The sequence below is a fragment of the Rhodococcus sp. MT28 genome (assembly GCF_058792695.1).
Map to the genome: position 1 here is coordinate 26952 of NZ_JBXAFD010000011.1, position 18496 is coordinate 45447.

Genomic DNA, 18496 nt, shown 5'->3' on the forward strand with positions numbered 1-18496 from the left:
GGTGTCGTTTCTATGGGTAGTGCGGATTGGTGTGCGTGATCCGGCGTGGGGGCGTGCCGATCACGGAGTTTCGCAAGCGAGATCTGCGGAATTTCGGGGTTCAGTCAAGGTGCGGCACCCACGCTGGAATGCCGGGGCCGGGGGCAGTGGCGGTGGTGTCGAGGATGTGATCAGTGTCCGGATCGAACGTGATCAGCGTGCCGGGGCCGAGGAAACCAATCGTGATCAGATTCATGAACGTGATTGCCTCGCCAATCGGGCCGGGAACATTACGGGACGTCGGGCCCGAATCGGAGATGTATCCACGTGACCCATCGGCACTGAACGTCAGTCCGATCACATCCCCGGTTGTGGGAATGACGCCGAGGAGTTTGTCGTCGGTGGTGTCGAAGACCATCACACCGTTCTTACCGAAACGTGTCACGTACAGCTTTCGCCCGTCAGGGGAAATTTCGGACGTGAAGGCGCCCGGGTTCATCAACCCTCCGACTCCGTTCTCCTCGCTCGCTATCGTTTTTGTCAACTCCCATTTCTCGACGTCGATGACGCCGATCGAATTGACCGTGTCCGTATACAGTTTCTTCCCGTCCTGGGTGAAGCTGTACCAGAACGTTGCCAGTCCGCCCGCCCAGATCGGCGGCTTGACCGTCGCTCCGGTGACGGGATCGTAGGCACCGATCAACCCGCTCACGAACCCGACGTACATCAGCCCGTCGGGACCTGCCATAGCGCCTGCCGGAATATCATCGAAACGCAACCGCCGGACAATCGTATCGGTGGCGACGTCGAGAACCTCTACCACAAATCCCATCTCGGGAATGTAGATCTCTTTCCCGTCGCCAGATGTGAAGATTCCCAACGGGACCGACTCGACCGGCATGGTGACTGTGGTGTCGTTCGTGCGATCGATGATCGATATCGACGGTGACAACAATCCGAAATTGTCGGTGTAGATCTTGCTGCCGTCCGGCGTCTTCGCCAAGACAGCCGGATGTGACGGTCCTACAGGAACATCCAGCGGAATTCGCTCTGTGATGGTGTTCGTCGCCGTGTCCATGACCGCGACCGTGTCATTGTCGACCTCCGGAATGAACAGTTCGCCTTCCGGGCCGCCGACATACGGTTCGTCGAGCGCAGGAGAGGAACTCGTATCGAGCGAACCTTGCGCTGTCGCAGTCGAAGGCGTCGCCACCACGAGTGCAACGGCAACACTGACAACTGCAGCGCACGTGAAACGACGGGACACTACCGGCATGTCATACATCCTCAAAGTTGGATCGAGAAACGAACTCAGACATTGGTGCTGGACGGGATATTGCTGGGCAACAGGTACTCGTACGGTTGCCATCGGGACTGATTTCGTCGATGGATCTCGGCCTCGATATCCTGAAGCGAACTTCGGAAGCGTTGCAACGGACCGTCTTTGTCTGCGACCCGCGGATCGCCGAAGGACGGCGGAAATGGGAAAATATTCGTCCGGTAGTCACCCAGCGGCCGATAATAGAGCGTTCCCAGAGTGTTGAGAAAATAGAACTGCGCCAACGAGGTCAGTAAGTTGGGCAGCATCTTGATCCAGTCCGCTTCGGTGTGGCCCTCGACGGTTGCCGGCGGTGGAGTCGACATCATCCCGGCAGAGGCAGGGGCGTACGTCATCAGATGGGCCTGTGGGTAGTTCACCGACGCGTGATACGCGCTCGCGGTGTAGATGGCCATGGTGATGACCTCGATCAACTGATCGACGGACGTGACCGGCCGAAACCCGTTTATTTTGCCTATCGAGGAGACTTCATGCACCCACGCTGTCAACTCCGTGTCTCCGAGGACGTCGCTGTCGGATTCGTAATAGATCCGAACGTAGTCCTCGACCCAGTCCTCGATGGCACTCCACACCAATAGGGCGTCATCACGATAGGGGAACTCGGACAACACGTTGGCATCGTCGACGCCGCGACGCGCGAAATCACGATGCGGCATACGCTCGTAGAAATGCCAGTCGAGCCGGTCCTGCCCGACAGAATCCAAGATGTCGGGAAGCGGAGCTGCGAGGATCATGTCGGCGAAAAGATTCGGGGGCAAGATGATGGTCGCTGCCAGGAAGTTGACGAAAAGGTCGCCCTCGTAGTGTGGTTTGAGAAGAACTGACAACGGGTGATTCGGTGCCAGCGTCCGGTTCGTCGCGAGTGCGAATGCTTCCGAGACCAAATGGGCACGACCGAGATGAGCAAACATCTCGTGATGGTTGAAGTCGGCGGTCTGCACCACCGTCTTCGCCATCTGCCAGCCCCAATAGTGTTTCTGGTCATCAGGTGAGGGACGTACGAACATCGCAGCCGTTGCCGGATCCTGACCACATTGAATGGCTACCGGTTGCAGTTTGGTGCCACCGGGCGCGATAGCGAAGACCGCTACGGGTGCCGAGTTGTATCCGTCGCCGGTCAGGATCTTGTAGGTGGCATGCTCCGGCGCCAGTTTCCCCAACTCGGCGTAGTCCGTGATGAACAATCTTCCGGCGCCGATCGCCGCGTCGAGAGAATCATCTGCGCCCAACCCTTCTCTGTACTGCTCGTCGCTGAGAGGGAACTTGTCCGGCAACATGCCCTCGACACGCTCGATGACATTCGTGTTCGCACCGGCGATCCGCAAGTACGCGAAGAAATTGTCGTCATGCAGATTCTCCGCGGCACCCGGTATCGGCATCGTCTGCCAGATGGCGTTGTACCTCGCCAAACCGTCGGGCGTGCCGAAACTGCCGATGCTCTGATTCGTCTTGAGCAATGCCTGCACATTGGTCCGCAGGTTTCCCAACAGGATGAGAATCTGTTGAAACAGATCCATCGCCTCGGATTGAAGCATCGTCGCTTGAGCGGCTTCTTCCGCAGTCGCCGTCACGTACGCGTCCGAGGTGCGGTCCCCCAGCATGTTGTATTTGCCGTTGCCCAGCGAGGTGAACCTCGCGTTCAACTCCGCCGACCGTTGTTGCTTCGCCCGCAGGTCGTTTTGAGTATCGGCCAATGTTCCTGTCGCACCGGCGTTGAACTGAGGGATAATCGAGGCGACCAAGTTCACTGCCCATTCGAGCACGGTATCGATGCCCTCGATCAGCCACTCGATGGTCGGCAGAGAGTCCAGCGGAACGAAATACGCCGCGGGGATTCCCGTCAGAAAGGGCAGATCCTCCGTCCAGGTATAAGCCGATTGAGCCTGAACGAGCGCAGCCTGACGCGCCCACGGAATGGGGTCGAACTGCGGCAGCAACGGCACCGGGAACCCGGGCGGCGCCGGCGTCGCCCCGGCTGTTCCCGTCAAGCCCAACGACGCCGCAGGGATGAGCGCTGACAAGCCCAGCAGGCGCCGACGATTCAAACTTCGTTGCTGCATACGACAAACTCCTAGCCGATCCACACACTGATGTTGTCCACACACACGTTCACGAACCGCACAAAAGGGACACTTGGGATGAATTACTCTGTGCCCCATGAATAATGGAGACACCTACATTTCGAGCTTGATCATAATTTCGTTACAGTGACAGTAGACATGACGGTGCCACGGACGAGTAGCCACAAATTCAACCGACCCTCGAAACGACTTCGCCGTACAGTGATCAAAGAACGCGGCGCTATCGGCTTGAGGTATTCGATCACTGCACGATGCGGCGCCAATTTGATGTCCGGATGATCGATTAACTCGTCCTCGACAACGGCCCAGTAGGCGCTGTTATTCACATGACTGAATGGGTCAAAGTCTGTGGCACGCAAGACATGTACTCGGTCACTGAACACGTCGTCGGAATTTTTGTCCGGGGGAACTTTTTCGTTCAGCGACACCCACTGCACGCGTCGTTCGGACGTCCCCGCAGAGAGGTGCCGGAAACCCTCATCACTGATCCTCGCAGGAAGCCCTGAAGCATTAACATTGATCCAGAAAGACTCCGTCTCGATTACTCCGGCTTGACGGAACTTAGGGTTGAAGGAGTTGACATCAGGTGCCTCCTCGATCCGCACACGCATGTTTGCCCACCGCGTCGACAGTCCCGAGCACCACCGCTCTAGGTAAACCGTTCCCGGCCACGACATCGGTTTCAGCACATCGATAATTGTGCGGCGCACAATCCAGTACGGATCGGTCGATCCAAAACTCGAAGCCGCAAGGTCGTCAGTGGCGATATCCTGTAGGTACCGTGCCACACTGTCGAGTCGCAATCTTAAATCCGGGGACACATCACCGCCACGAACCCGGTACTCCGCTCCAAAGGATGGAGTCTCCGAGGTTTTGTCGGCCAGTGCAATTGCTGAATCGTTAGCAGCACGCGAATGACCTCCCGTACTTGGCATCTCGCGTTTACCCCCTCTCGCCATGCGGAAGCGCCATTAGCTGGGTGACGTCACCCAAGCCTGTTTCCTGCCCTCCGGCCAAGCCTTCTTTACGCGGCAGCCTTCCAGCAACATATAGCAATGTTCCAGCTACCGCAATGCTGCTCGGCCCCAACGCCACGATTTCAGTTTCTCACGCCACTGCCCAAATCGAACATTGCCTGCTCTGCCGCACCGATTTGCATCTAGAAAAACAATTCCACAAAAATATTTTGTCGATTCGTAATGATTCCTTGTGAAGGTCCTTTATGGCGCCTAGACGGCAGAGCCGGGCGTCATTTGAGCAGCACGAAATGTCAACTTTCGCTGTCCTGATCGCCTGAAGACAGGGCCACGGGTTAGCCTTATACATGTTATTGAGATGAATGTTTCACACCGAATCTAGTCGAAGGCTCGCATATGGAATCCCCATCAGCAAAGCATGTTTTTTGCACACAGCTCAACGCTCTCTTCTCCTCATCCAAAGTCGGACTCACCAACCTGGATGTAGCAAGGGAGGTTCGTCGGCGGGGATGTCCGTTATCTACTCCCTACCTCTCGCAATTACGCACGGGGGTCCGCACCAACCCGTCCAACCTGGTTGTCGATGCGCTCGCTGACTACTTCAACGTCTCCCCCGATTTTTTCTTCGACCCCCACGGATCTGACCCCGCCAGTTCAAACGGGACTCACGAATCCGAGGTGCTCGGCAAGCTCGCCAGCCCGGGCTTGCGTCGCCTTTTGTCGGCGTGTGTGGGGCTCTCCGACCTGTCGATGGAACTACTGGTAGAGATTTCCGATCATCTCCGACGGCCCCCACAATAATAGTATTGCGCAATTGCGACTGCGGAATCGATCCAATCGTTAGGACCTGCGAAGCACGCTTGCGCGCGTATGAAAATCGAGCAGATTCACCCCTGAGGTTGGGGGATAATTTTAAAATAGATTCCTCAAATTCCCTACCCTCACCACCATCAACATCGATGCATTTGCATAATCTTTCAACGTAGATGGGTCCACATAAATGTGAAACTCAATGGTATTACGGCGAGGCTACCAACCAATTCCCAGCCAGGTGGAAAACTATAGGGGCCGACTGACTTTGCACGATTAGTTAACGAATTCTCGCATGAACGGGCGGTCGCCACGATCCTCAGGTCGTGACAACGAAACCGCAGCAATAGTCATCGATCAGTGAATTCTTCTTGACCGCATCCGTGATCGTTTGGCCTGCACGAATCCGACTGCGGCAGGCCTCGTTCTGCCGAGCCGGATTGTCGGATGACGGTGGATCAGAGCGCGAAAGGGTGAGGCATAATGCACTGCGCTGCAATGAGTTTCGAAAAGAAAGTCCGGATCTACCTTAAACGCGGTCACTCGGCCCGATTCTCTCTTTGGCAACAAACGTACGCCGAGGGATCGCCAACCTGCGGCCATTTACGTCGACAACTCAGTCACCTCAACCAGATTTCGTCCGACCCACTTAAACCAAACAGTCACACGTCAAGTACGGCGTGCACCTACGAGGATCGTAGTGGGATGATTGCGCCCAACCGCGACCAAAAAGGCTGCAAGGCACGGTTTCTGGCCATTCGACCCGGAGATGCAAGGGGGACTGCCCCCACTTCGGTTGACGCGTGGGGGTGATAGCTTCAAGCCGCGTATACAGCCTGGTTGATTGTCTCAAACTCGATCGGCGTGAGTTTCCCGAGGCGCCGTTGCCGGCGTTTGCGATGGTAGGTTTTTCTCGATCCAGGTCACGATCGCCAGCCGCAGCTGTTCTTGAGTTGACCACCGTTGACGGTCGAGGACGTTCTTCTGCAACAGTGAGAAGAAAGACTCCATCGCCGCATTGTCGCCGCACGCCCCGACCCTACCCATGGAACCTTGTAAACCGTTGTCGGACAATGCATGAATGAATTTTCGTGATCGAAATTGGCTACCCCGATCGGAATGTACGATCGTTCCGGCCGGATCCCGGAGCGCGACGGCATTGGTCAGGGCATTCACAGCCAGCGACGCTTTCATTCGCGAGTCGATCGAATAGCCGACGATCTTGTTCGAGTACACGTCCTTGATCGCACACAGGTACAGCTTTCCGGTGTCGGCTTGGATTCCAGCAATCGTCGCAACACCTACTGAAAGGTGTTGCAATGGCTGGCAAAAAGTACACGGATCAGCAGAAGGAAGAATTCTTCCGATTACTCGACAGAGGTGGCACGGTCCGCGCCGCAGCGCGTGCAGTCGGCGTTCATGAAAACGCCGGCTACAACTGGTTACGGAAAACAGGGCTGACCATGGCGCGGGCCGCGCCGCGCACCTACCCCGCGGAACTCAAAGCTGAGTTCTTGCGGCTCGTTCGCGAGCGAGAAATCATCTCGACCGTCGCTCATGAGCTGGGGATTCACCGGCCAACAGCCTATGCATGGGCGCGGAAAGCAGGAATATCAACCAGCGAGGCACGCAAAGTCAACCCGCGGCGCGAAGAATTCCTGCGTCTGCGAGCGGCGGGACTCACGCGCGTAGAGGCCAGAGCTCGCGTCGGGGCCGATGCCCGATCGGCGACCGACTGGGACAAGGGCATCACGATCATCAACCGAGGTCGGGTCTATCCCGACGGCCGGGTGGTGCGGTACCCGGTAAAGAACAATGACGGTGTGCCAGAACGAAGAACCCGCGCGATCGGCGGAAGCGTCGACCTCAACGTCGTCGAGAAGATCATCCATCCCCGATACCTCAGCCTGCTCGAACGCGAGCAGTTGCAGGATCTACGGCGCGCAGGGTTGTCGATCCGGGCGATCGCGTCAGAAATGCGACGCGCACCGTCGACGATCAGCCGAGAACTCAAGCGCAACACCGTCTCGGTGAGGGGATATATGCCTCATACGGCGCATCGGCTGTCCGTGAAGCATCGGGCCCGGCTGCGGCAGGCGAAGCTGGTTGCCAATGCCGAGCTTCGTTCCTACGTCCAGGGGAAACTGGCGAAAAGGTGGTCGCCGCAACAGATCAGTCACCGATTGGTCAAGGACTTTCCGACCACTCCGCAGATGCGTGCGAGCACCGAGACGATTTATCAAGCGATCTACGTCCACGCCCGAGGCGAACTCACACGGGAACTCGGAAAGCAACTGCGCCGCGGTCGAATTGCACGCAAACCGCACAAGCAGCCCGATGCCCGCCGGCCGCGGTTCGTCGACCCGATGAACTCCATCAGCAATCGGCCGGCGGAGGTCGACTCGCGAAAAGTTCCAGGACATTGGGAAGGTGATCTCATCATCGGCGCGCTGGGTGGATCGGCGATCGCGACACTAGTCGAACGCTCCTCCCGCTTCGTGATGCTCGGCCACCTCGGCCGCGAGCGGACTGCCGAAGCCGTCCGAGACTCCCTCATCACCACCGTCCGTCACCTGCCCACATCACTGCGGGGAACACTGACCTGGGACCAAGGCGCCGAGATGGCCGAACACCGCGCGTTCACCGCCGCGACCAACTTCGACGTCTACTTCGCAGACGCGGGCGCTCCCTGGCAGCGCGGCAGCAACGAGAACACCAACGGTCTACTGCGCCAATACTTCCCGCGCGGAACCGACCTGGCAGTGCACAGCGTCGACAAACTCTTGGCCGTCGCGGAGGAGCTTAACGATCGACCCCGGAAATCACTCGACTGGGACACCCCTGCAGAGCGCCTGAGTGCTTTACTGGAAGTCTCGTAACCACGAGTGTTGCGACGATTGCTGGAATACAAGGCGGAGGAGGGAAGCAACACTTCTTCGGCGGAGAGGATTACCAGCTCTGGATGAAGAAGAACTGCTGCGAACCCCGCGCCGGGTTCAGCACGCCGAGAGAAATTTCTCCGCCTCGCGCTGCGGCTTCGTCAGCGAACTGGTCGAGGTGTCCTCGGACGCCGTCAGTACCTGCGTAAATCGATCCTGGGGCCACGCGCACACCGACCTGACTCGGCGTGGTGACAGATTCGATCGCATCGCCGGCGTTAACCTGACCGAACAACGCGGTCTCGCCCTGGTTCAGCTGAACCCCGATGCGCCCGTTGTCGTTGATCGGAGCGATAGCTGATGCTGTGCCTGCGCCGCTGAGCGCGATGGCTGCAATACCGGCGGGAATCAAAGCGGCTGCGGTAATCGTCTTGCGTAGGCGCGTCATTCAGCTTCTCCTTCATCAGGACCCGTTCCGGATGTAAGCATCCATGGGCCACGTTTGTCTGGTTCTTCCCGTCACAGTCAACGCCATCTCGCAAACATTGAGCAATCTAGTTGTTCGGTTTGAGATGCAACTCACTGTGGCTAAACCGTTGAAGTCTAAATTGTTTCAGCGAAACGGCTGGCCAGACCCTTGGATCTTTTTGGAAGCAACCCTCAGGCCGTTACATCTTCGTTACCTCATGGACAATGCATCTCCGTGGCGAGGAAAGCTCGGTCCTCCTCGGATGCTGATCGCCACTGCAACCCGGCAGGCCGTGATCACCGAGCGCACCAACGACCTGGCTAATCTGATGAATCAGCACAATCACGCTGATCGAACGACAAGTGGGACTGCAAAGAAGAGGCGAAACTCTCTGGTGGATCTATGCCGCCTGCGCGAACCGTGTCAAGGTGAGGATCTCATCCGGATGCGGGGGTGAGACGTTTGAAGGTGCAAGCCGAGCGCAAACACCGGGTCCGCAAGTTGCGGGACCTGGTCATTTTCGCGGTATTCGGGGCAGTCTGTGTAGCGCTTGTCGGTGCGCTGCTCTTTCTCAAGAGTCATGCCCCGGTCGCCGATGAGGACTCGACGTCGTCGCTGCTGTCCGTCGGATCCGGTGCGGCAGCCACCAATACACCGGCCCAGCGGCCGAGTCGGTGCTCGTCTGTACCCGGCAATCTGGCGACGGCCGGGACGGCACCGGAACTGTTCGTCGGCACCTGGCAGGACACCGCAGACTCTCGTTCGCGTATGACCTTCGCTGCTGACGGAACACTCACCACTTGCTATGAGGGAATGGATGCCACAAGATCGGGCACGTGGGAGCTGATTCCGACCGCTGAAGTCCCCGACATCGCCGATGCGGCAGCACAGTCCGCAGAACCAGCGTTGCACACCCAACTGACCTTCGACGGCCAGCACCCACGCGATCAATACTTGGGCATCGGCGAACTCACCACCGACACAATCCGATTGATTCACCTGCCACGTGGCAACACCCTCACCTACACACGTGTGCACTGACGTGTCGAGGACGACGCCACCGCAAGACAGGATTCGGGCCTACGCTGCCGACCCCAACGCCCTCGGTAGGTATACGAGAGGCCGCAAAACCATCACCTTCCACACAACCCGCCGAGGGTAACCATTTCTTCGACCGTGACCGCGGAGCACTGCGATGATCTACACCTGCCCGATCTGCGGCAACCCGAACCTCACCCGCCGCCCGTACAACGACGACGATACCTCGGCTTCCGACGAAATCTGCCCCTGCTGCGGATTCCAATTCGGGTACGACGACCACGCCTCGGGGCGCACGCACGCGGCGTGGCGCCGGCACTGGATCGACAGCGAAATGCCGTGGTTCAGCCGCGGCCGCCGACCCCCACCAGGGTGGGACCCGGCCGCGCAACTGGCCGCGCAGATCGCGACCGAGAACCAGGAAGCGTTCGAACACCGCCCCGCCCACCCTCATCGCGAAATTCCTGCGTCGCCGACGTTCCCGTCGTACTCGGACCGGTTGCCGGAACCGCGGACGGGAGACGAACCGGACCTGCCCGTACAACCACACACCGCCCCGGCAGAGCTCGACCCGATCCGTCAATTTCACGCCGCAGCGTGGGAAGGTTCGCCCGAACAGCATGACAGTCACCACGCGGCGGTCGCCTACTACCGAAAACGGATCGCCCGTCCCGTCGGCTGGATCACCGACACGATCGCCCAACTTGTGACCACCTTCGCAGAGCAACTTCCGCGCACCGATCCTGATGCTGCGATCACGGTCAGCAAAAACGCACCGGACACCGACAGTCCCGCACAATTCACGGTTCACATCGCACCTGCGGGACCGCATGCCGGCAGCGAAGGGGCGTGGACGTGGCACATCGCTGTGAGCTTCGCCGCGATCTACATCAGCGGCGACGACCGGGCGACAAGCCTGATAGCCGCGACCTTCGTGCGGGCCGCCCAAAACCTCGGCCTCGTCTGCTTCGACCCCGGAACCGGACGGATCCTGCCGCTACCGAAGTAATCGTCCTACCTCGAAATCCGACGCCTCACAGAACAATCCACGAACTTGCAGGAGGATCCTTGGCGAAACTCGCACGCAACCTCATGTAGACCAGGCCTCATGCGGCGAGATGACGCATTCTCGGTTCAGTCAGCTGTTGAGTTCGCTGAGGTGGTGAGCGGGGACGCACAGTGCGCCAGCTCATGGATGGGGATCCGGGTGCCCACCATGGAGGGATGCATCGAGATCACCCACCGCTGCGAAACGGGACGGCCCACCTGGGACGCATATGACATCGCGTAGCTTTGACCCCCAGCATCGGAAACTTCGTCGCCGCCGAGCACGACCTCGACGGGAACGGCATGAGGGAATGCCTCTGCCCACCAACGACTTGCCGTCGCTTCCCGCACGAAGGCGACTGCCTCGTCAAATGTCAGCGGCACCTTGTCCCCCCCACGGACTCTTCGGCCGTGTAGACCCGCCAATCGCTCAATCCCTGCTCATACGGCACGAACTCAGACTACCGATGCGCCCCTGTTCGACCGCGACCGACGGACACGATCACGTGGGCAACACGCGTGATCCTCGACGGAATTCCTTGCCCGCGCTGATTCAATCGGATAATGATTACACGAGGCTTGGTCGATGCCGAGCACCACACATTCCTCATCTCCGCGGCCGACACCGATCCCACCGAGACCTACTCAGAGGGGCAGGTGTTCGACGCAGGCAACAACCTGATCTCTGTTCGCACCGGCATCGCTTACGGGCCGGTGCACGTCACCCTCGAACAGCTCTCCGGCGACGACGACATGTTTCTCAACGGTGGCCCCGCGATCGACCTCGACGCCTGGGAAAATATCGAAGAGGTCCACGTAGTGTGCCGCCAACCGATGCTCTTCATCACCTTGGCGAACGAAATCGTCGAGGAGTTCGGGGAACTCACCTCCCCCACCGGCGCGCGTTGCTTCCGTATCGCCACGCGAGGACGTGCCGAGCACTGGGACATGGACGTCGACTCCGCCACCGAGGACTATCTCATCCAGACTTGGCCCGCTGGCAGCCCGTCGATGATCCGCGAGATCAAAGCCTCCGACGGTGTGTGGCCCGTCGAACACTGAACCGGCGCCGGCCGACCACCCTGTCTGGGACGCGCGTTTTGAAGGACTGTTGTGATGTTGGTCGAAAGCAAGCCCTGGCCGAGTTTGCCAGCTCTCGACCTGGAAATTCACGCGCCTCGGCTGGTCACGGGGCAGGAGATTCGTGTCGTGGAAACAGTCATCAGAAGTACCCCTCTTGTCGGAGTTTCCTTCGGCGCAGAAGGTGATTCCCTTGTCATCGATGCCCTTCTATGTGGTGCGCCCAGAATCTTGTTCAACGTGGCGTCGATGCCGTTGGCAGTGGTGTCGAAGGAATCGGACGGACATCCGATCGTCTATGGCGTGGACGGGATGCTCCCCGACGGCGGTATCGACGAAATCCCCCTGCTGCCGGGGCTTCCCGAAGGGCCGATGGCGTTGTACCCGGGCTGGGCTGGTGTTGGGTGCCGACTTCCGCGTCCAGGCCCAGGCTTACCGTGTGGTGGGCGGGATCGTGTACATTTCGCTGCACTGCCGAACCGAGCAGGGGACGTTCATGGACTACGACGTCGCCTCGATCGCAGTCGATCTTCTTCGTAGTCGGGCTGACGGCAAATTCGACATCGACATCCTCGCCGCCTCCGGCGCTCCCTCCGCAGAAGGAAGACCCACGGCACCGCCGGTGGATTGAGGTCGAGGGCCGCGAAGTCGTTCCCGATTGCCGCCCTGGTCGACTGACGATCACATGACAGTGCACCGGCACTAAGTTCTCCCACCCCTGCAACCCATGCGGGGCGCAGCCGGGGTCGTCATATCCTTCTGACGTGAACGCGATGAATCTTCCAGGCGCCGGACAGCGGGTTGCCCGCGCCGAGGTCGGTCACGCCCTACAGTTCGAAACTGACGAGCGCGTTCGATACTTCGTCGAGGAGAATCCCGTGCTCACCCGCCCCGACGACACCGAGATCACCATCGACCTTCCCGCGCCTGCATCCGGGGTAGACATTGCGGCAGAACTGGTCGGCGCGACAATCGAACTCAGCACCTGCCCCGCAGACGGATCACTCGTCGTACTGTTCGACACCGGTGCCGTGTTGTCGGTGCCACCGTCGCCGGACTTCGAAAGCTGGAACGTCTCCGCACCCGGGAACGTGCTCGTCGTCTCGGCCCCTGGCGGGACGATCGCAGCGTGGAACTGGCCGGACCTCAACTGAAGTGACCATCCCCGAGACCAGCATCACCGCCCGGCGTCACGCGCACGGCGACACTTCGGCCGCATGATTAGGCCTTGTCGAACCTTCCTGAACGTCGAACATGAGGACACATCGCGATGACTTCCGATCCCCCGCAAGATTCTTCAGCCGACTCGCCAGATCACTATCCGCTGGTCCTCGAGGTAGCCGACGACTATGTCCACGGCCGAAGATCTCTGCACTCCTTGGTGACCTTCTACGAATCGATCGTCGACAAGTACGAGGAAGAACAGCGCGACCGGCATGAAGTCCTACGCTGGGCGTGGCTGCAGATCGAAATCATGAACGCTCTACGACACGATGATCCCAGTCGCGCACCGCAAGACGAGGCCGAAGTGTGCGAAACCATCGATGAGTTCGTGACCACATTCCGGTCGCTCTATTCCGCGTCAGCCGTCACCGATGATGCTGGCAATCAGCAAGTTTGATCGCTCGGTGAGGGTGGCGCTGACGACAGCGCCCCAACTCGACGGCACATGCCATGATCATGCCTCATGAGTGGCATTCGGATCGCGTGGCTTGCGTTGGCAATCGCGGTGGGGGTATTGGGATCTGCGAGCGCTCAGTGGCCGGTGTACGAAATCACCAGTTGCGAAATCGGTTTCGATTCGTTGAGTTCGGCGGTATGCCTCGGCACAGTTCACGAGTACTTCGGTCGCCAACTGTTCCTGGTGTTGGCTATTCCTGTGGCGCTGTGCATCGTTCCGGCAGTGATCCCGCGGCCTGTGGTGTCTTGGATCGTTGCCGGTGCGATGCTCTCCACTGCTGTGTGGGGCTTCGCCGTCGCGTTCAGCTCCACAAACCCGTCTCTGATAGCGATGGTGGGGAGTGTTCCGGCGGCCTTCCTTGCGTTGGTTCTCGCCGCGACCCATCAGCTGATTGCCGTGAGGGACAGGGCTGCCGCGGGGACTACGCTCCGAGCCCGACGTTAGTCCAGATGTCGAGGTAGGTGGAATAGTCAACGAAGTACGGGGGCTCGTCTGACGACCACACCACCCCTCGGACGGCGTCCCCGTCGATGTACAGGCAGAGGTATCCGCCGCCGCCGGAGTGGAACGTGGCGACGCAGCGGGTGGGGTCGGGGTACTCGTCGGGGGAGAGACCGTCCAGGATTCCCCACTCGAAGGCGTCGATGCGAAACATCTCGCCCAGCGGCAGAGGCCCGACCGTTCTCCCAGCGATGTCGTACCAGCCGTTGTGAAGGTGAGTGTAGAACCGCGTGAGGCTTGCCGGAAAGTGGTGCCACACTGCCGGGACGTCGTCGTTCTCGGTGACCGGGCGCCCACCGAGGTAGTACATGTCGCCCCCGTCGGCCGCCGTCATCCGGTACAGGAGAAACCACTCACCCTGAGATGTCAGCAAGGCGACGTCGGCGAGACTGGCAGTGATCGTCTTGTAGGTGTCGGACAGCGGGTTGTCCGTACCGAGGTCGGTCACGCCCTACAGTTCGAAACTGACGCGCACGTTCGATACTTCGTCGAGGAGAACCCCGCCCTCACCCTTCATGACGACACCGAAGTCGCCATCAGCCTTCCGGCACCTGCACCCGGGGCAGACATCGCAGCGGAACTGACCGGCGCGACAATCGAACTCAGCACCTGCACCGCAGACGGATCACTCGTCGTACTGTTCGACACCGGGACTGTACTGTCGGTGCCACCGTCGCCGGATTTCGAAAGTTGGAACGTCTCCGCGCCCGGGAACGTGCTCGTCGTCTCGACACCTGGCGGCACGATCGCAGCGTGGAACTGGCCCAGCACCGACGGACATGGCTATCCATGAATACCGGGACCGACGCCCGAGCGATACTCCCGGGACCACAAATTTGTCGCACACTTCATCCCCGCCGGAAACTTCCTGACCGTCAATCGCGAGGACAAGACTCATGACTTCGGACAACCCGCACGATCCTTCACCCGAATCACCAGATCTTCACCCTCTGATCCTCGAGGTAGCCGACGACTACGATCACGGCCGAACTTCCCTGCGCGCCTTGGTAACCGTCTACGAATCGATCGTCGACAAGTACGAGCACGAACAACACGATCGCCACGAAGACCTACGCTGGGCATGGGGGCAGATCGAAATCATGAACGCTCTACGACACGATGACCCGAGCCGCGCACCGCAAGACGAGGCCGAAGCGTACGAAACCATCGATGGGTTCGTGACTACATTCCAGTCGCTCCATTCCGCCTGAGCCGTCGCCGATAGTGCTGCCGATCAGCAGGTTCGATAGACCGGAGGCCCATCGATGATCCGCAAGATTCAAGCCACGGACGGTGTCTGACTCAACGAGGAGTGACCTTTGGACTGCCGTCGACGATGCGTCCGTTGCCGGGCCTACTCGCGTGCAAGGGAACTCGGGGAATGATCTGCACTGACAGTTGCGGGTGCAGCCTGCAGAATGAGCGCAAGACGTCGACGGTGGACCGACTGGATTGTGTATGCGCGCACTCCGCAGGCTGCTTGCGGAACTGTACCCGGAGATGACTGTGTCTAATCTCTGCTGTTCGCAGTGGCAGTCGGCGGCCGAGCGCAGACGGCGACACACTTCGACTCAGGAAGGGCGCGTGGTTCTCGGGTGTTTTCGGTTGGAAACACCTGCAGTTCGCGCCAGCGATGAAAGAGGTGGCGGAATCCACACAGGGCCAGGCCGAAGGGCGTATGTGAGAAACGCTTCCCCTCACACCCGCTTTCGTATCAGTGTTGAATGTCGTGTCGCCTTAAAGGGATCGAATTCAGTGCGCGGCGTCGAAGGCGTCGAGGATCTCCGCGTTGACCCGTCCCCGCGGTGCCACGTCGTAGCCGTTCTTGACTGCCCAGTCCCGCACTGCCTGCAACTGCTCTTTCGAGCGACCTGAACCGGTATCCTTCGCCGTCACATCAGCTTTTCTGCCGCGGCGTGCTTTTCCGACTTTCTCGGCGACCTTCACGAAAGGCTCGAGGGCGGCGTTGAACTTGTCGACGTTCGTCGGCCGCAGATCGATCATGTAGTCCGACCCCTGATACGAGAATTGGACGCGTTCGCCGAATCCGTCGTCGATCGGCTTACCGTCGAGATCGTCGATAAGTTGGCGAATCACTCTCAGCCATGCAGCATCGTCTCCAATTCGATAGGAATCTCTCCAATGACCGGGTAACCCTAGCAACCCTTGTGTCGGTACCGAGACGACGTCTAGCGACAGTATTTCGGCGCAGAGAGATGCTTCTCGCGGGCTCTGCCGCCGAGTCGTCAACTGGTACCGTGCTCTCATGCCCAGCGATTCTTCGGCTAATCGTGACCATGCTCAATCAGTTGCGCGTATCGCCAGGGACGGTGCCCGCGTGCGAGTAAGGGACACCCATCGCTCATTTCAAGAATTCGTCACTCTCGTGGATAGCCGGTACGCATATTCGTTGCCCTATTCTGCGGCACCGAACTTGCGACTTCCTTTCGATACATGGGAGCGCGAGACGAAAACCTTGGTCGACGTCCGGCGATTGTGGGAGTACGCGATCGATCTCGACACCGGCGTACGCCATGAGATGGAGTGGTTCACCCCTGTGTGGCAGAAGATGTGGCCGGGGATCGCACGACACCAACTTGCCTCGATCGACGAGAGGACCAACCGAGAGTCGGTCAACCTGGTGTGGGTCTTGATCGACGAGAAGTCGGCTGAGTTGACGAAGAAATGCCTGGCCGAAGCGTCAATCTCTGGGGTGGACGTCATCTCCATCGAGGAGTGGTTGTCCAGAAAGGGTCGCACGGGCGAAACGGTCCCGGTCATCGGATAGCACCGAACGTCAGAGACCGAACGCACTGTGCAACGCAAGGCAAGTCCTGCAGTCGGTTTGATGGGAGACGTAGTGGATCTGATGCATGTTGCGAGGTTTGTCGCCGCACCGGAGCTGGTCGAGATCGACGACCTCACAATGCCGGGCCGTCGACACCTACCGGAGCACTGGCTGCACGCACTCGCCGGGGACCGTACGTGGCGCGTAGCGGAAGTGTTGAAGCGGTGGAACCACTTCGGGCGACCGATCATGTCCGACACCTACACGACGATCACTGCCAGTCTCGCCGACGTCGCCTTGCTGACATCTCAGGGTGAGTGGTTTCTCCTGTACCGGATGACGGCGGCCGACGGGGGCGACATGTACTACCTCGGTGGGCGCCCGGTCACCGAGAACGACGACGTCCCGGCAGTGTGGCACCACTTTCCGGCAAGCCTCACGCGGTTCTACACTCACCTTCACAACGGCTGGTACGACATCGCTGGGAGAACGGTCGGGCCTCTGCCGCTGGGCGAGATGTTTCGCATCGACGCCTTCGAGTGGGGAATCCTGGACGGTCTCTCCCCCGACGAGTACCCCGACCCCACCCGCTGCGTCGCCACGTTCCACTCCGGCGGCGGCGGATACCTCTGCCTGTACATCGACGGGGACGCCGTCCGAGGGGTGGTGTGGTCGTCAGACGAGCCCCCGTACTTCGTTGACTACTCCACCTACCTCGACATCTGGACCAACGTCGGACTCGGCGCATGAAAACACACCCCTCCCCGCCAAATCTGGGACGCCCGACGGGTAACCATGGCATAACCCAGACGGTGCTCACCTGACCTCGACGGCCTACGCTGGCCGTCGCGCGCTGGAAAATTCTTGAAGAACAAGAACGCTTTCAGTCTTGTGTGATTTCACTCTCGAACCGCGCAAAATGATTGCTGAATATTCACGCAAGAGCGTTGACTGTCGGTAACGAGACCCCGCGGTCCTCAATCGGCTGACCGGGCGATCGCCGACAGAAGGAGCGCGCACATGTCGTGTGAACCCCACGTCCGCATGGCAACAGCCACGTCCGGCGGAGTGACATTCCGGTCGAGTCGTCGTAGCCGAGCGCGGCAACGCTGCACCCCCATCGCACTCCCCCGCGGCCTCTGAATCCCTACGGGTACCGACGACATGGCTCCCTCGCAACCCGGTCGACTGCGGCGCTTCGCAGAACGCGTCCTCGAAACAGTCGTGGACTTCGTCGTCGACGTCATCGGCGGTGTCATCGGGTCGTTGTTCCGTTGACAATGAACATGATTGGACCGCGCTGTGGCCGTGCCCCAACTTGTCCTGCTTACCGCCTTCGGCACCGGATTAGTGTCTTTGGCGCTGCAGGCCACGTCGCTGGCTTTCACGGGACACCGGACGCTCACCGGCGCCGCCACCAGTACCGCAGTGCTCGCGTTCACGCTTCTGACGCTCGGCTTACTGATCTGACCACTACGCGAGAGCGCCCAACAACGTGCCGGCTCTGACTAACAGCCGCGCCGCCGACGACTCCGTGACAGCGAGTCCTCCCCCGGTCCCCCAGCGAACGGAGAAACAGCCGTGCTGATCATCATCGCGGGGACGGTGGCTCTGCTCATCTACCTCGTCCGCAAAGGCTCCCGCGACACGTATCGCCCCTCGATACCTGATCGGTGGCCCGACCTCCCGCCCACGCCGCCTCTCGATCGATCGCATGTGGGCGATACGCAGCTTCCCACTTCGCCTTCAAGCCATGAGGTCCGTACGACGCCAGTGCCGGTGCCGGAGTTCGTTGCGGCCAGAATCCGGGAAGGATCCTTCGAAGGA

22 protein-coding genes and 2 pseudogenes are annotated in these 18496 nt (G+C 59.8%); 16 read left to right on the plus strand and 8 right to left on the minus strand.

What is annotated here, in order from left to right; genetic code table 11:
• Window positions 1-100: 100 nt before the first annotated feature.
• From AC1Q6C_RS28445 to AC1Q6C_RS28455, 3 genes are all read right to left on the minus strand, one after another.
• Window positions 101-1255 carry a YncE family protein gene (locus AC1Q6C_RS28445; RefSeq protein ID WP_080911164.1) on the minus strand — a complete coding sequence of 385 codons (1155 nt, stop codon included), beginning with the start codon at window positions 1253-1255 and terminating at the stop codon, window positions 101-103.
• Between the two features lie 35 nt (window positions 1256-1290).
• A complete protein-coding gene (locus AC1Q6C_RS28450; protein WP_019749966.1) occupies window positions 1291-3378 on the minus strand; it encodes a lipoxygenase family protein in 2088 nt (695 codons plus the stop codon).
• A 131-nt stretch (window positions 3379-3509) separates the two neighbouring features.
• Complete coding sequence (locus AC1Q6C_RS28455) at window positions 3510-4334, minus strand: acyl-[acyl-carrier-protein] thioesterase (protein WP_080911166.1); 825 nt, start codon at window positions 4332-4334, stop codon at window positions 3510-3512.
• Window positions 4335-4378: 44 nt separating this feature from the next.
• Here AC1Q6C_RS28455 and AC1Q6C_RS28460 point away from each other — a divergent pair, with 44 nt between their 5' ends.
• Entirely contained in the window at window positions 4379-4612 is a 234-nt protein-coding gene (locus AC1Q6C_RS28460; RefSeq protein ID WP_125461315.1) for a hypothetical protein, read from the plus strand.
• A gap of 160 nt (window positions 4613-4772) precedes the next feature.
• Window positions 4773-5177, plus strand: coding sequence for a helix-turn-helix domain-containing protein (locus AC1Q6C_RS28465; RefSeq protein ID WP_108912757.1), 405 nt, complete (start codon window positions 4773-4775; stop codon window positions 5175-5177).
• Window positions 5178-6004: 827 nt separating this feature from the next.
• Here the strand turns inward: AC1Q6C_RS28465 and AC1Q6C_RS28470 are convergent.
• Window positions 6005-6458: pseudogene (locus AC1Q6C_RS28470) on the minus strand (IS3 family transposase); the annotation flags it as partial.
• Between the two features lie 47 nt (window positions 6459-6505).
• Here AC1Q6C_RS28470 and AC1Q6C_RS28475 point away from each other — a divergent pair.
• Together AC1Q6C_RS28475 and AC1Q6C_RS28480 are read left to right on the plus strand one after the other, a co-directional pair.
• A pseudogene (locus AC1Q6C_RS28475) lies at window positions 6506-6634 on the plus strand (transposase); the annotation flags it as partial.
• 15 nt (window positions 6635-6649) lie between these two features.
• On the plus strand, window positions 6650-8065 hold the full coding sequence (locus AC1Q6C_RS28480) for an IS30 family transposase (protein ID WP_492666933.1): 1416 nt from the start codon (window positions 6650-6652) through the stop codon (window positions 8063-8065).
• 70 nt (window positions 8066-8135) lie between these two features.
• Here the strand turns inward: AC1Q6C_RS28480 and AC1Q6C_RS28485 are convergent, their stop codons facing one another.
• Window positions 8136-8513 carry a hypothetical protein gene (locus AC1Q6C_RS28485; RefSeq protein ID WP_019749968.1) on the minus strand — a complete coding sequence of 126 codons (378 nt, stop codon included), beginning with the start codon at window positions 8511-8513 and terminating at the stop codon, window positions 8136-8138.
• A 474-nt stretch (window positions 8514-8987) separates the two neighbouring features.
• Between AC1Q6C_RS28485 and AC1Q6C_RS28490 the strand changes: the two genes are divergently transcribed.
• Window positions 8988-9575, plus strand: coding sequence for a hypothetical protein (locus tag AC1Q6C_RS28490; RefSeq protein WP_125461312.1), 588 nt, complete (start codon window positions 8988-8990; stop codon window positions 9573-9575).
• Between the two features lie 154 nt (window positions 9576-9729).
• Entirely contained in the window at window positions 9730-10581 is an 852-nt protein-coding gene (locus AC1Q6C_RS28495; protein ID WP_182263448.1) for a TFIIB-type zinc ribbon-containing protein, read from the plus strand.
• A 125-nt stretch (window positions 10582-10706) separates the two neighbouring features.
• Here the strand turns inward: AC1Q6C_RS28495 and AC1Q6C_RS28500 are convergent, their stop codons facing one another.
• Window positions 10707-11003 carry a hypothetical protein gene (locus AC1Q6C_RS28500; RefSeq protein WP_019749972.1) on the minus strand — a complete coding sequence of 99 codons (297 nt, stop codon included), beginning with the start codon at window positions 11001-11003 and terminating at the stop codon, window positions 10707-10709.
• Window positions 11004-11183: 180 nt separating this feature from the next.
• Here AC1Q6C_RS28500 and AC1Q6C_RS28505 point away from each other — a divergent pair, with 180 nt between their 5' ends.
• From AC1Q6C_RS28505 to AC1Q6C_RS28525, 5 genes are all read left to right on the plus strand, one after another.
• The gene (locus AC1Q6C_RS28505; protein ID WP_019749973.1) at window positions 11184-11681 is read left to right on the plus strand and encodes a hypothetical protein; all 498 of its coding nucleotides are present in this window, start codon (window positions 11184-11186) and stop codon (window positions 11679-11681) included.
• A gap of 415 nt (window positions 11682-12096) precedes the next feature.
• Complete coding sequence (locus AC1Q6C_RS28510) at window positions 12097-12330, plus strand: hypothetical protein (protein WP_019749974.1); 234 nt, start codon at window positions 12097-12099, stop codon at window positions 12328-12330.
• A gap of 142 nt (window positions 12331-12472) precedes the next feature.
• Window positions 12473-12853 carry a DUF6188 family protein gene (locus tag AC1Q6C_RS28515; RefSeq protein WP_256921966.1) on the plus strand — a complete coding sequence of 127 codons (381 nt, stop codon included), beginning with the start codon at window positions 12473-12475 and terminating at the stop codon, window positions 12851-12853.
• 116 nt (window positions 12854-12969) lie between these two features.
• Window positions 12970-13320 (plus strand): hypothetical protein, encoded by a 351-nt coding sequence (locus AC1Q6C_RS28520; RefSeq protein WP_019749976.1) that lies wholly within the window; start codon window positions 12970-12972, stop codon window positions 13318-13320.
• 66 nt (window positions 13321-13386) lie between these two features.
• Complete coding sequence (locus tag AC1Q6C_RS28525) at window positions 13387-13824, plus strand: hypothetical protein (protein ID WP_019749977.1); 438 nt, start codon at window positions 13387-13389, stop codon at window positions 13822-13824.
• Here the strand turns inward: AC1Q6C_RS28525 and AC1Q6C_RS28530 are convergent.
• Window positions 13802-14329: a hypothetical protein gene (locus tag AC1Q6C_RS28530; RefSeq protein ID WP_019749978.1), complete on the minus strand. Its 528-nt coding sequence runs from the start codon at window positions 14327-14329 to the stop codon at window positions 13802-13804. The genes AC1Q6C_RS28525 and AC1Q6C_RS28530 overlap by 23 nt on opposite strands.
• On the opposite strand from AC1Q6C_RS28530, the gene AC1Q6C_RS28535 reads away from it, so the two are divergent.
• Both AC1Q6C_RS28535 and AC1Q6C_RS28540 read left to right on the plus strand, forming a co-directional pair.
• Window positions 14240-14674: a DUF6188 family protein gene (locus tag AC1Q6C_RS28535; protein WP_080572351.1), complete on the plus strand. Its 435-nt coding sequence runs from the start codon at window positions 14240-14242 to the stop codon at window positions 14672-14674. The two genes, AC1Q6C_RS28530 and AC1Q6C_RS28535, sit on opposite strands and share 90 nt — an antisense overlap.
• Window positions 14675-14777: 103 nt before the next feature.
• Entirely contained in the window at window positions 14778-15092 is a 315-nt protein-coding gene (locus AC1Q6C_RS28540) for a hypothetical protein (RefSeq protein WP_019749980.1), read from the plus strand.
• Window positions 15093-15633: 541 nt separating this feature from the next.
• Here AC1Q6C_RS28540 and AC1Q6C_RS28545 read toward each other — a convergent pair.
• Window positions 15634-15978 carry a histone-like nucleoid-structuring protein Lsr2 gene (locus AC1Q6C_RS28545; RefSeq protein WP_019749981.1) on the minus strand — a complete coding sequence of 115 codons (345 nt, stop codon included), beginning with the start codon at window positions 15976-15978 and terminating at the stop codon, window positions 15634-15636.
• A gap of 169 nt (window positions 15979-16147) precedes the next feature.
• On the opposite strand from AC1Q6C_RS28545, the gene AC1Q6C_RS28550 reads away from it, so the two are divergent.
• From AC1Q6C_RS28550 to AC1Q6C_RS28560, 3 genes are all read left to right on the plus strand, one after another.
• A complete protein-coding gene (locus AC1Q6C_RS28550; protein ID WP_125461309.1) occupies window positions 16148-16669 on the plus strand; it encodes a hypothetical protein in 522 nt (173 codons plus the stop codon).
• Between the two features lie 60 nt (window positions 16670-16729).
• Complete coding sequence (locus AC1Q6C_RS28555) at window positions 16730-17419, plus strand: SMI1/KNR4 family protein (protein ID WP_257207368.1); 690 nt, start codon at window positions 16730-16732, stop codon at window positions 17417-17419.
• 552 nt (window positions 17420-17971) lie between these two features.
• Window positions 17972-18139 carry a hypothetical protein gene (locus tag AC1Q6C_RS28560; protein WP_019749985.1) on the plus strand — a complete coding sequence of 56 codons (168 nt, stop codon included), beginning with the start codon at window positions 17972-17974 and terminating at the stop codon, window positions 18137-18139.
• Window positions 18140-18496: the final 357 nt, after the last annotated feature.